General features: G+C 63.1%; 11 protein-coding genes and 2 pseudogenes. 4 read left to right on the plus strand and 9 right to left on the minus strand.

Features of this window, described 5'->3' with window-relative positions; translation table 11 throughout:
- Nucleotides 1-2: 2 nt before the first annotated feature.
- The 3 genes from IQ26_RS17665 to IQ26_RS17675 form a co-directional block, all read right to left on the minus strand.
- Nucleotides 3-1,127: a sugar ABC transporter substrate-binding protein gene (locus IQ26_RS17665; RefSeq protein WP_145719531.1), complete on the minus strand. Its 1,125-nt coding sequence runs from the start codon at nt 1,125-1,127 to the stop codon at nt 3-5.
- Between the two features lie 301 nt (nt 1,128-1,428).
- On the minus strand, nt 1,429-2,457 hold the full coding sequence (gene gntR, locus IQ26_RS17670; protein ID WP_145719533.1) for an HTH-type transcriptional regulator GntR: 1,029 nt from the start codon (nt 2,455-2,457) through the stop codon (nt 1,429-1,431).
- A gap of 397 nt (nt 2,458-2,854) precedes the next feature.
- Nucleotides 2,855-4,027, minus strand: coding sequence for an MFS transporter (locus IQ26_RS17675; protein WP_208760179.1), 1,173 nt, complete (start codon nt 4,025-4,027; stop codon nt 2,855-2,857).
- A 237-nt stretch (nt 4,028-4,264) separates the two neighbouring features.
- Between IQ26_RS17675 and IQ26_RS17680 the strand changes: the two genes are divergently transcribed.
- The gene (locus IQ26_RS17680; protein WP_145719537.1) at nt 4,265-4,552 is read left to right on the plus strand and encodes a DUF3175 domain-containing protein; all 288 of its coding nucleotides are present in this window, start codon (nt 4,265-4,267) and stop codon (nt 4,550-4,552) included.
- A 96-nt stretch (nt 4,553-4,648) separates the two neighbouring features.
- On the opposite strand, the gene IQ26_RS17685 is transcribed toward IQ26_RS17680, so the two are convergent.
- Nucleotides 4,649-4,969 carry a hypothetical protein gene (locus IQ26_RS17685; protein WP_145719539.1) on the minus strand — a complete coding sequence of 107 codons (321 nt, stop codon included), beginning with the start codon at nt 4,967-4,969 and terminating at the stop codon, nt 4,649-4,651.
- Nucleotides 4,970-5,163: 194 nt separating this feature from the next.
- Between IQ26_RS17685 and IQ26_RS17690 the strand changes: the two genes are divergently transcribed.
- Together IQ26_RS17690 and IQ26_RS41275 are read left to right on the plus strand one after the other, a co-directional pair.
- A complete protein-coding gene (locus tag IQ26_RS17690) occupies nt 5,164-5,850 on the plus strand; it encodes a Crp/Fnr family transcriptional regulator (RefSeq protein ID WP_240547165.1) in 687 nt (228 codons plus the stop codon).
- A 2-nt stretch (nt 5,851-5,852) separates the two neighbouring features.
- Nucleotides 5,853-7,100, plus strand: a pseudogene (locus tag IQ26_RS41275) (adenylate/guanylate cyclase domain-containing protein); the annotation flags it as partial.
- A gap of 33 nt (nt 7,101-7,133) precedes the next feature.
- Here IQ26_RS41275 and IQ26_RS41480 read toward each other — a convergent pair.
- The 3 genes and pseudogenes from IQ26_RS41480 to IQ26_RS17705 form a co-directional block, all read right to left on the minus strand.
- Nucleotides 7,134-7,226, minus strand: a pseudogene (locus tag IQ26_RS41480) (IS6 family transposase); the annotation flags it as partial.
- A 38-nt stretch (nt 7,227-7,264) separates the two neighbouring features.
- A complete protein-coding gene (locus tag IQ26_RS17700) occupies nt 7,265-8,062 on the minus strand; it encodes a FadR/GntR family transcriptional regulator (protein ID WP_145719543.1) in 798 nt (265 codons plus the stop codon).
- A 101-nt stretch (nt 8,063-8,163) separates the two neighbouring features.
- The gene (locus tag IQ26_RS17705) at nt 8,164-9,060 is read right to left on the minus strand and encodes an NAD-dependent epimerase/dehydratase family protein (protein WP_145719545.1); all 897 of its coding nucleotides are present in this window, start codon (nt 9,058-9,060) and stop codon (nt 8,164-8,166) included.
- Nucleotides 9,061-9,213: 153 nt separating this feature from the next.
- On the opposite strand from IQ26_RS17705, the gene IQ26_RS17710 reads away from it, so the two are divergent.
- Entirely contained in the window at nt 9,214-10,140 is a 927-nt protein-coding gene (locus IQ26_RS17710) for an NAD(P)-dependent oxidoreductase (RefSeq protein ID WP_145719547.1), read from the plus strand.
- Between the two features lie 238 nt (nt 10,141-10,378).
- On the opposite strand, the gene IQ26_RS17720 is transcribed toward IQ26_RS17710, so the two are convergent.
- Nucleotides 10,379-11,194 carry a FadR/GntR family transcriptional regulator gene (locus IQ26_RS17720; protein ID WP_145719549.1) on the minus strand — a complete coding sequence of 272 codons (816 nt, stop codon included), beginning with the start codon at nt 11,192-11,194 and terminating at the stop codon, nt 10,379-10,381.
- Between the two features lie 137 nt (nt 11,195-11,331).
- The gene (locus IQ26_RS17725; protein ID WP_145719551.1) at nt 11,332-12,321 is read right to left on the minus strand and encodes a sugar-binding protein; all 990 of its coding nucleotides are present in this window, start codon (nt 12,319-12,321) and stop codon (nt 11,332-11,334) included.
- Between the last annotated feature and the right edge of the window lie 172 nt (nt 12,322-12,493).

Below are 12,493 nucleotides of genomic sequence, written 5' to 3' on the forward strand. Positions count from 1 at the left end.
GCCTACTGGTTTTCCTTGCTCTGGCCCATGATTTCCTGCGCGGTGAAATTGATGCCGCAGGTCGGGAAGGAGTTGCCGACGAAGAAATTGTCGGACTGGTCGGGGAAATAGTCCTGGCCTTCCTTGAAGTTCGGATCCTCGACGATCGCCAGCGGCAGCTTCACCGCTTGCGGGACGACCTGTCCTTCAAGCGCGGCGATCGCCGTCTTGACGGCGACCGCGACCTGGGCGGGGCCGGTTCCGGCCGACGAGCATTTCAGCCCCTCCGCGGCAAACTTGGCGCAGTATTTGCGGAAGCCATTTTCGGTCTCGCCACCGAACGGCACGAACGGATGCTTGGCGTCGATCATCGCCTGCACGATGCCGGTGTCGCCACCCTGCCCGGTGACGCCGTCGAAGGGGCCGTTGGTGGCGATCGCGTCGGCCGAAGCCTTTTGCGCCACGCCGTCGTCCCACTTGCCGACGACTTCGGTGACCTCCCACTTCTTGCCCGAAGCGTCGAGAACCTCGTGGATGCCGTTGTGGCGATCGGTGTCGACCGACGTGCCGGCAACGCCGCGCACTTCGAGGATCTTGCCGCCATTGGGCACATGCTTGATCAGCCAGTTGCCCCACAGCGCGCCAAGGCCCTTCTGATCGACATTGACGTTGATGGCGTCCTTGGTATCGAGAATGTTGTCGAAGGCGACCAGCACGACGCCGGCTTCCTTGGCGCGCTTGATGACCGGTCCGAACGCCGTCGGATTCTGCGCGTTGACGACGATCGCGTCATAGCCGGAATCGATGAAATTGTTGATCGCCGAAATCTGCGCCGGCACGTCTTCGCCGGTCGAGACGACCTTGAACTCCTTCAGCTTCGCCGCGACCTCCGGCTGTGCCGCATAGGCCTTCGCCGTCTGCACCATCTGGATGCGCCAGGTGTTGGCGATATACCCATTGGCGAGCGCAATGCGGTATGGACCTTCTTTCTTGGGGAATTTGAAGAACTGCGTGTCGGCGGCCCATGGGGCGAAGCAGTCCGGCTCGGCGGACGGGCCTGTGACGATTTCAGGTTCGGCGAGCGCCGACGAGCTCAGCATAACGAATGCAGTGGCAGCAACGATGCCGCCAACGAGTGACTTGATCATCGATATTTCCTCCCAGTTGCAGTTTCTGATTGTTGTTACGCGTCTCGCGCGTCTGGCCCGGCACCTCCCGCCTTGCCCGTCGCGCTTTTCAGGTGGCCGAATGCCGACCCGATCTCCTCCCTTGCCGCTCTGTAAACCTGAGCAAAAACTATCATATTATACATAATAAACAAGTGTGATCTGTCGCTTATATATAATAAACAGACTTGGGTCTTTGCCGCGAGTTTTCGCCCAGAGGTGGATGGTAGCGCTACCATGACGCAGTGTAAAGCGGCATTTCGCGAATGCCTGCAAAGTACTTTCAGCGGGCCGTGCTCTCGCGGCGCTTGAGTTCGAAACCGAGGTCGACGACCGGCTCCTGCGGCCGCTTGCCTGCAATCGCCGCGAGCGCCATGGCGACCGAGCGCCGGCCGATCTCGTAGCGAGGCGTCCGGACGCTGGTGACTGACGGAAAGGCCACTTCCATCATGTCGAGATCGTTGAAGCCGGTGATGCCGATCGTCTTCGGCACGGCGATCGAGGCGCGGTGGCACTCGAACAACACGCCGAGCGCGATGTCGTCATTGTTGCAGAAAACCCCGTCGAGCGTCGGCGCCTTGGCCAACGCGTCGCGAAACAACTCGCGCCCGAGCGTCACGCTGGACGGCACCGGCGTGGTGGTGACCAGCCGCGCGTCGAACAGGCCGGCCGCCTCCATCGCCGCGCGATAGCCGGCCAGACGCCGCTGCGAGCGCGGGTCCATGCGCGCGCCGATGAAGCCGACGCGGTGATAGCCCATTTCGATCATGTGCTCGGTCGCCGCCCTGCCCCCGTCGAAATGCGAGAAGCCGACCATCATGTCGACCGGATCGGGTCCGGTCTCCATGACCTGGACCACAGGGCAGCCGGCCGTCTCGAGCAGTCTTCGCGATGTTGGCGTCTGGTCGATGCCCGCCACGATCAGCGCCGCCGGGCGCTGGGGACCGAACACCTGCAGCAGCCGTTCCTCCTCGAGGCCGGAATAATGGGTGTTGCCGAGCTGGATACGGAAGGAGCTGTCGGACAGGCTGTCATAGATGCCGCGCAGCACTTCGGCAAAGACGCTGTTGGTGAGCGACGGCACCAGCACGCCAAAGACCTCGGCGCGCGCCGAAGCCAGCGCCCGCGCATTCGGATCGGGCAGATAGCCGAGTTCGTCGACGGCGGCCTGGATCTGGCGGCGCAGATCCTCCGAAACGCGCTCCGGCTCGCGTAAGGCGCGGGAAACGGTGATGGCGCCGACGCCGGCCTTGCGCGCGACATCGGCGATGGTCGGACGGCCGCCGCCACGGCGTGAGCGCGGTTTGATCACAGCCTTGTCCCGAACGCGGCGCCTGCGCCGGAGCGCGACCACGCAACGATGTTCAGCGTCTTTGCCACTGTCGCCATGCCAACCCGACCTGCCGCACCCTGTCTGGCGTCGCGCAGCCTTGCGGCATTGTCAAGCGAACGGGCGGAAGAGCCAGGGCGATCGCTTGCTTTGCGCTGCCTCCGATCCGCCCGCCTTCCAGCATTGGTGGTGGCGAAAGCGACATCCAATCTCCCCCCTTGCGTGGAGATCGACGGCTTCGCCGACGGCGCCACTTCGGAATGGGCAGTATCAACTTGACAGGTGACGGCAGTTATGCTAGGAATTTATTCATGGTGCTGATTTGCGCCAACGACCCGCCGCCGAGGCGGTTTTTTGTGCCGGCTCGGGCAGGGTCGCTTCAGGCCATCGCCGCGGCGCTGCGCCGTGCCTTCCACAAAAGCAGCACCATGGCCGCCACATTCAGCAGGTTCCAGGCGATGCCGTTGAGGAACGCGGCGGCGTAGGAGCCGGTCAGATCGTAGATCCAGCCCGACATCCAGCCGCCGATCGCCATGCCGAAGATGGTCGCCATCATGACGATGCCGACGCGCTGGCCGGCCTCTCTGGCGGGCATGTATTCGCGCACGATGATGGCATAGCAAGGCACGATGCCGCCTTGCGACAGGCCGAAGACCAGCGAGACGACATAAAGCGAGGCGAGCCCGTCGAAGGGGATGTAGAGCAGCAGCGACAGGCCCTGCAGCACCGAGCCGATCAGCAGGGTTTTCACGCCGCCGATGCGATCGGCGAGAAAGCCGGAACCCAGCCGGCTGACGACGCCCGCCGCCATCATGATCGACAGCATGTCGGCGCCGCGCGCCACGCCGTAGCCAAGGTCGATGCAATAGGCGACGATATGGACCTGCGGCATCGACATCGCCACACAGCAGCCAAGCCCGGCGACGACGAGCAGCACCTGCAGGGCTGCCGGCGACAGCGATATCGGCTGGACAGGCCGGCTGCCGGGTGAACCGGGAGCGGCGGCGCGTGGTGCGCCGCGCCTGAGCAGCAGGATCAGCGGTACCATGGTCGCGAGGCAGACGACGCCGATCGCGGCATAGGTGAAGCGCCAGCCTTCGCCCTGCATGACATAGGGCATCGCCACCGGCCAGATCGCCCCGGCGAGATAATTGCCGGCAGCGGCGGCCGCCACCGCGACGCCGCGCCGGCGGTTGAACCAATGCGAGATGTCGGCGATCAACGGCCCGAAGATCGCCGACGTGCCGACGCCGATCAAAATCCCCTGGGCAAGGGTGAATTGCAGGATCGAAGTGGTCAGCGACGCCAGCAGGAAACCAGCGCCGAGCGCCACCGAGGCAATGAGCGCCGGGATCCAGTAACCCATGCGGTCGACGGCGCGGCCGACCAGCACATTGCCGGCGGCGAAACCGATCATGGTCGCGGTGTAGGGCATCGACGCGGCCCCGCGATCGACGCCGAATTCGGCCTGCACGGCGGGCAGCACCACGACGACCGCCCACATGCCGACGCCCCCGATCGTCGCCAAAAGCACGGAAATTCCGAGCCGCATCCAGGCGTAGGCGCTGTCGATGCCGGGGCTGCCGGCCCGGCTGGAGACGGTTGTGGTCAAGGCGTTTCCTGTCGCGGTTCTGCGAAATCGACCGGTTCGACACCACTATCGGCACATTCGCGGCGCCGAGCAGCGCCACGACAGGCAAATCCGTGGCTCCAGGGATTTAAGCGGAAGTGGAACAGCAGCCGCCGTCCCGGCGTTTTTCATCAACTCACCAAGGGAAGGAGTTTGTGCATGACCGCGAAAAGGAAATGGTCGGCCGACGTGACCGAGCACAGCGATGCGCTGGACCTCGAGGAACATGTCTTCGAATCCCACGATCCCAAAAAGATCGCGGCCTCGCTCAAGCGATCGGCCGAACACAGCGACCGGCGCAAGGCCGAGCCGTTCCAGTCCGCCATGTCGATGCTGAATTTCTACATCAACCGGGCCGGCAAGAACCTGCCGGCCAAGCAGAAGAAAGTGCTGGAGGACGCCAAGGACGAACTGCGCGCCGCATTTGGGCGCCCGAGAGAGAGCTAAAGGCGCCGGCAATAAACTCGCAAGCGCTGCAATCACATCGCATAAGAAGAGGCCCGGCAGCTATTGGGCCGGGCCTCGGTGTGTCCAAACGATGGTTCAGTCGCAAATCCAGATCTTCTTCCAGAAAACGCCGTGCTTGGTGAAAATCTTCTTCTTGGTCCAGCAGCCATAGCCGTAATCATAGATGGGATAGTAGCTGCCGTAGAAACCGTGGCCGAACTTGTGCCAACGGTGGCCATGACGGTGGTGGCGATGGCCGCGATGCTTTCCGCCGATCTTGACGACGAGGTCGCCGGCGGCTTGGCTCTGCTGCCCGGTGTTGCCGAAGGCCGCCAATGGTGCTGCGGAAGCCGTCGACCCAAGCGCCGCGATGGCGATGGTGGCTGCTGTTGCGATGCCGATAAGTTTGCTGGTCATGTTCGTATCTCCTCCGGGTTTAGCGAAGAGCGCCAACCGCCCTTCAATGGAGATGATCATGCCGCGTGGCGAACTTTCACGATGTGCATTCGGTCACATCATGAACCAGGCCGCTCTTTGCTTGCCAGTCCGGCACCACACGGCCACTATATGCCGGAAGGGTCAGCGCGATTTCTTTGCAGTGGTGGGTTGGGATGATGACCGATCTGGATGCCATTCCAGTGTTCGAGACACTCGACGCCGATACGCGCGTGCATATTTCGCGGCGTTGCCGACGGATGAGCGTAGACGCCAATCAGATGATCATCGACTTCGAGGATCCGAGTACCGACGTCTATTTCATGGTGTCGGGCCGGGTCCGCATTCTTTATCGCTCTCCGGTGGGCAAAGAGGTGATCCTCGGCGAGTTGGGAGCGGGTGGATGTTTCGGCGAACTGGCGGCCATCGACGGCCAGCCGCGCGCCGCGAACGTCACCGCACTCCACCGTTCAGAGCTGATGGTGATGTCTGCTCCGATCTTTTCAGAGTTGCTCGATAGCTATCCGGTGTTCGCCCTGCATTTCCTTGCTTTGCTGGCCGAAAGGATACGCAGCCTGAACACGCGCCTTGCGGAATATTCGTTCCTGCAGGTGAGGCCGAGGCTTTTCTGCGAATTGCTGCGCCTGTCGCGGCAGCGAACCGGAAGCAGCGGTGAGCGGATCATAACGCCGCCGCCGCTGCAGAACGACCTCGCCGCGCGCATAGGGTCCCGGCGTGAGGTGGTGTCACGCGAATTATCGGCGCTTGTCCGGGACGGGCTTGTTGCGAAGACGCGCGGTGCGCTCGTTCTTACAGACCCGGCAGAACTCAACCGACGTATCTCGGTCGCGATGAATGCCTGACGATGGCCGGTCTGCGCGAACTCATCCCCAAAAGCAGACCGCGCCAGCGCCAAGCCCCGCCCTGGATTTCGCGCCTTGTCCAATTGGGTGTCACGGCTGAGGATCCCTATATCCGCCGGCGGCAGATTTTCACCAATATCGGCGCATTCGCCATCGCACTCAACGCCTTCTCGCACCTGTTGCTGAATGCTGTCCTCTTCCCTTGGGAATTGATGCCGCTGCATATTTACAATGCCGTGGTGACCGTTCTCGCCCTGTCCATCCACCGGCTGCATCCTTATGGGGAGAATCTCGGAGCCATGGCGCTGTCGACCCTGACCATCGGCGGCCACACTTACGTGGTTCTGGCACTTGGTCTGAACAGCGGCCTTCAGATCTACTTTACGCTCGCCGGTTTCTTGCTGTTCATTTTCGGCATCGAGCACTGGCGGCAGTTCACGATCTTCTTTGCCGCGGCGTTCCTGGCCTTGATCGCGACCCTTTATTTCGGGCGACCCGCGGGCTTCATGATACCCCAACAAGCCGACTTCCGGGAAACGCTGGCCGTTCAGGCGCTCATAAACACGATGATCATCAACGTGCTGCTGATCGTCTACGCCCTTACGGCGCTGCGGCGTGCCGAGATCGAGCTCTCACAGGAATTCGCCCGCTCGGAATCCCTGATCGACGTGATATTGCCCCGGGCGATAGCGGCACGCCTCAAGCGCGGCGAAGAGCGCCGCATCGCCGACAAGGTCTCTTCGGCGAGCATCATGTTCGCCGACCTCTCGGGCTTCACCGCCGCAACCAATGCAGTCGGACCCGACGAGCTGGTCGGATGGCTCGACGAGCTGTTCTGCAGCTTCGACGAACTCTGCAGCCGCAACGGCGTCGACAAGATCAAGACGATCGGCGACAGCTATATGGCCGTTGGCGGCCTCGACGGAGACGCCGGGCGCGGCGCCGTGGCGATCTGCCGGCTGGCACTCGAGATGCAGCAGCAAATGAGCCGGCACAAGGCATTGGGAAGCCACCGGCTCTCCTTGCGCATCGGCATCCACAACGGCACGGTCGTCGCCGGGGTGATCGGTGACCTGCGCGTCTCCTACGACGTCTGGGGCGACGCGGTGAACGTTGCTCAACGCATGGAAGCTCATGGAGAGCCCGGCCGAATTCAGGTCTCCGCCCAAGTGGTGGCGATGGTCGGCCATCGCTTTGCCTTCGAACGCCGCGGCAGCATCGCCCTTAAGGGATTGGCTGAAACGGAAGCCTGGTTTTTGACCGGCGTGCTTGCCGATGCCGTCAAAGAGACTGCGAACAGCGGAGAAGATCGAGACGAAGCGCTGCGGTGATTTCGGAGTTCGGAAGCCTTGCAATGTCCGCTCCCGTCTCTGGAGCCGTTGGTCGGCTGGAGATTGGCACCCGGCGCGCCTTGTCAGCGCGACCTGATGACGGCGTCGGTGTTGGCCAACAGTTTGCGGACCGCGTTGCGCGCCGCATCCGGCCGCTGCAGGCGGACATTCTTCTCGATCGCCTCGTGCAGCTTCTGAGCATGCTGCAAATCGTCCAGCTCCCGCGTCGTATAGGCGAACAGATGATCGAAAGCCGATTCGATCAGCACGCCGAGCGGCACCAGGAGATCGTTGCCCGAGGCGCGCAGGATGGCCAGATGAAAACGCGTGTCGGCGCGTGTGCGCTCCTGCAACGTCGTCGCCTCGCCCATTTCCCGGCAGGCCTGGCTGATCTCGGCCATCTGCTCGTCGGTGCGGCGCAGGGCGGCAAAAGCTGTCGCTTCAGGCTCGATGATGTGGCGGAACTCTTGCACCGTTTTCAGGAACACCTCGCGGTCGGGCGATGTCGCGTACCAGGCGAGCACGTCGCGATCGAGCAGGTTCCAGCGCTCTTTCGGCTCGACCCAGCTGCCGATCTTCGGGCGCGAGGCGAGCAGGCTCTTGGCCATCAGCATCTTGATCGCCTCGCGCACCGCCGAGCGGCTGACGTCGAAGGTCTCCGACCATTTGGCTTCGTTGGGCAGGATGGTTCCCGGCGGATAATCGCCGCGCACGATTCTCAGGCCGATCTCGTTGGCCAGCGATGCATGCACGCTAGAGCCAGGCATACGCGCGGCGTCGGCACGGCGAACGCCGGCCGGGGCACGGCGAGCGGCGGCCGGACGTTCGGCGGACGCCGCCTTGGCCGGTGTTTCTCCCTTGTTCGGCTTCCCGTCCCGCATGCGTTCACAAAGGCCGGATTGCGAAAGCTGTCAAGCACGGGAAAAGCCTCGCGCCGCCAAGCCCGCTTCTATGCACAGATCAGCCCGGATTCGTCGCCCCGTCAGGCCGTTTTGACGTATTTGCGCCAGCTATGCTCCGGACGAAAACCGAGCACATCCCGCGCCTTGCGGTTGGAGAGCAGCGTCTCGTACTCGCCGAGCTCGCCCTTGACCGGAACATCGGGATAAAACCGCTTCAGCAAGTCGGCCGTCGGCAGGTCGGACGAGGTGTCGTCATTGGCGGCGTTGAAGACCTGATAGCCGAGGCCGTCCTTCTCGATGGCCCGCAGCGTGATCTGGCCGAGGTCGCGCGCGTCGATGTAGCTCCAGGCGATCCGCTTGCGGAAACCCGGATCGGCGAACCATTTCGGAAACAGCGAATATTCGTTTGGCTCGATGACGTTGCCGATGCGCAAGGCATAGATGTCGGTGCCGCTGCGCAGCGCGAAGGCGCGCGCCGTCTTCTCGTTTACGATTTTGGACAGCGCATAGCTGTCCATCGGATCGACGTCATACTCCTCGTCGAGCGGGAAATGCGTCGGATCACGCGGCTCGTTGGCGAAGACCAGCCCGTAGGTCGTCTCGCTGGAGGCGATCACAACCTTGCGGATACCGAGCTTCACCGCCGCCTCGATGACATTGTAGGTGCCGAGCGCGTTGATGCGAAACACCTCGTTGTCGGGCGTGATCATGATGCGCGGGATGGCGGCGAAATGCACCACGGCATCGACCGATTGCGAACGCAGCGACGGGTCGAATTCATGCAGGCCCATATAGCTCGACAGCGCATTGAACACCTGCCCGCTGTCGGTGATGTCGGTGATCAACGTACGCACCTTGGGATTGTCGAGCGGCTTGGTGTCGATGTTGAGCACCTGGCAGCCCTGCTCGACCAGATACTGCACGACATGACGCCCGGCCTTGCCGCTGCCGCCGGTGAACATGATCCGCTTCGTCATTTTGCTCTCCACATTCCTTAGGATTCATGTGTATTGTCAGACAATATCGAACTCCGCAATCGCCTGCCACCGCCTGCGGCAAAAACCCGCTTCAACAATTCGCCTGCCAACGGCGGCGCTGCCATCGACCACCCGCAAACAGGACGAAACGACATGAACACGACTGCCGCGAGCGAGAAGATCGGCTTCATCGGCCTTGGCCTGATGGGACACGGAATCGCGAAGAACATCGTCGACAAGGGCTACGCGCTGACCTTTCTCGGCCGCAAGAACCGCAAGCCGGCGGAAGACCTGCTCGGCCGGGGCGCGAAGGAAGCGGCGACCTCGCGCGACGTGGCGGCGGCATCCGATATCGTCTTCATCTGCGTCACCGGCTCGCGCGAGGTCGAAGCCGTCATCCGCGGGCCCGGCGGCCTCAAGGAGGGCCTCAGGAAAGGCTCGGTGGTCGTCGACTGCTCGACCTCGGATCCGACCTCGACGGTGGCGCTTGCCGCCGAACTCGAGGCGCTCGGCGTCGACTATGTCGACGCTCCGCTCAGCCGCACGCCGAAGGAAGCCTGGGAAGGCACGCTCGACGCCATGGTCGGCGCGTCCGACGCGGTCTTTGCCCGCCTCAAGCCGGTGCTCGACACCTGGGCCGGACGCATCGTCCATATCGGCGACACCGGCGACGGCCACCGCATGAAGCTGCTCAACAATTTCATTTCGCTGGGCTACGCGGCGATCTATTCCGAGGCGCTGGCGCTGGCCGAAAAGGTCGGCATCTCGCCGCCGCGTTTCGACAGCGTCATCCGCAACGGCCGCATGGATTGCGGCTTCTACCAGACCTTCATGCGCTGGACGCTTGAAGGCGACCGCGACGCGCACAAATTCACCATCGCCAACGCCTTCAAGGACCTCACCTATCTCGAATCGATGGCGGGTGCCGCCGGCATTGCCAACCCGCTCGGCAATGCCACGAAGAACGCCTTCGCCGGCGCCTTCGTCGCTGGGCCGGATCAATATGTGCCGATGCTGGCGACCCATATCGGCAAGGTCAACGGCGTCGACCTGAAGCCCGTCAAGGATGGCAGATCGTAGAAGATTTGAGGCGGCCGGGCCTGGTGTTTTGGTCAAGGCCGGCGCCGCCCCTCATCCGGCTGCCTCCACCTTCTCCCCGTATAGAGACGGGGAGAAGGACGCTTTCGCCAATGATTTCGTCAACTACCTGCGTTGCAAGAAGGTGTGCCAAGATCGCGGCCAGCCCCTTCTCCCCGTCAATATACGGGGAGAAGGTGGCGGCAGCCGGATGAGGGGCAGCGCAAACCTATGTGATAAATCACCGGCGCGATCGCCCGATGACGTCGTCGGTGTTGGCGAGCAGCCTGTGCACGGCACTCCTTGCAGCCGCCGGACGCCTGAGACGGATGTTCTTCTCGATCGCCTCGTGCAGTGACTGTGCCCGCCGCTGGTCGCTGGTCTGAAGTGTGACGAAGACGAACAGATGGTCGAGCGCGGATTCGATCAGCACGCCGAGCGGCACCAGAAGATCGTTGCCGGAGGCGCGCAGGATGGCCAGATGAAAACGCGTGTCGGCGCGGGTGCGCTCCGGCAGCGTCGCCGCTTCGCTCATCTCCCGGCAGGCCTGGCTGATCTCGGCCATCTGCTCGTCGCTGTGCCGGATCGCGGCAAAGGCGCTGGCTTCCGGCTCGATGATGTGACGGAACTCCTGGACGGTGCGCAGGAACATTTCGCGGTCGGGCGAGGTCGCGTACCAGGCGAGCACGTCGCGGTCGAGCAGGTTCCAGCGCTCCTTCGGCTCGACCCAGCTGCCGATCTTCGGGCGCGAGGCGAGCAGGCTCTTGGCCATCAGCATCTTGATCGCCTCGCGCACCGCCGAGCGGCTGACGTTGAAAGTCTCGGACCATTTGGCCTCGTTGGGCAGGATGGTTCCCGGCGGATAGTCGCCGCGCACGATCCTGAGGCCGATCTCGTTGGCCAGCGACGCATGCACGCTCGATCCGGGAATGAGCGCCGCGTCGGCACGGCGAGTGCCGGACGGACGGGCTGCCTGTGCCCTGACCTTGGCCGGTGCCCTGACCTTGGCCGGTGCCTTGACCTTGGTAAGTCGTTTTCTTGATCTTGCGTCCGGCATCCACGTTCCCCCGGCACAGGCTGAACTCAAGGCGCGGCAAAGCAGGAGCGTATCGCCCCGGCGCCGTCACCTCGTGCGTTTTTCGTGAACCGGTGTGACGGGGCGCCCGTCGATCGGACGCCCCGAAAACTGCGAACCTACTTCTGGATGCAGGTGTCGACCGTATCCTTGGTGCACTCGTCGAGACCGGTGAAGACCGGATCCTCGACGGGCTTGCCTTCGATCAAATCGATCATCACCGAGGGTGCCTTGTAGCCCATCTCGAACGGCCGCTGGCCGACCAGTGCGGTCACCAGACCCTCCTTGGCAATGGCCACTTCGTCACCGATCGTATCGGCGGCGCCGATGACGAACTCATTCTTGGCGATTTTCTCGGCCATCGGCTTGAACAGGTCGCGATAGGGCTGCGGTGCCCCGAACAGCGGCCAGCCGCCCATGATGCCGAAGGCGTCGAGGTCGGGATTGGCGGCGAGGATATCGGTCATCGCCTGCACGCCCTTGGCGCCGTCGTCATTGGTGAACACCGGGCAGCCGGCGACCTCGGTCCAGCCGCCCTCGCCGGCGAGCGCCGGGAGATCCTTCTGGCCAGAAAGCGCGTCGCGCATGCCCTGGGCGCGGCGCAGGATGTTGTCAGCCGCCGGATTGCCTTCAATGGTGCAGATCTTGCCACCATCCGGCTTGCCCTTCTTGATGTACTCGCCGATCTTGTATCCCATCAGGTAGTTGTCGGTGCCGAGATAGGTCTTGCGCAGCCCCGCATCTTCCTTGCTGAGGTCGGCGTCGAGCGTCATGATCGGGATCGACGGATTGGCGCTTTTGATCGTCTGCGCGATCAGCGGCGCGTTGGACGGCGAAATGGCCATCGCCACTGTATCGGGCTTGCTCAGCATGTCCTGAACGATCTGAGCTTCGCCGGCCTCGTCCGAGGTCGACGCCGGGCCGGTGTAGAAGCACTCATATTCCGAGCTGGCGTTTTCCGAGTTCCATTTCTGGCAACCCTGGTTGATGGCCTCGAAGAACGGATTGTCGAGACCCTTCACGACGATGACGAGCTGTTTCTTAGCCAAAGCCGGCCCGGCGCCCAACGCCATGACGGCGACGGCAGCGAGCAATAGTGATTTCCTCATGTCAGTCCTCCCTTGAAACAGACGGACACGGCGTGCCCGCCACACAGATCAGCCCGGATGCGCGGTGACAGAGGTTCGTTTCGCGAGCGCTCATGTCGCCAAGCCGGGCCGATAAGTATTTCCAGATGCGGTCGCGGACCAGCGCGATACGGTCGCTGCCCGATCCTTGACC

Source organism: Mesorhizobium tianshanense (genome assembly GCF_007830515.1).
Classification (GTDB): Bacteria; Pseudomonadota; Alphaproteobacteria; order Rhizobiales; family Rhizobiaceae; genus Mesorhizobium; species Mesorhizobium tianshanense.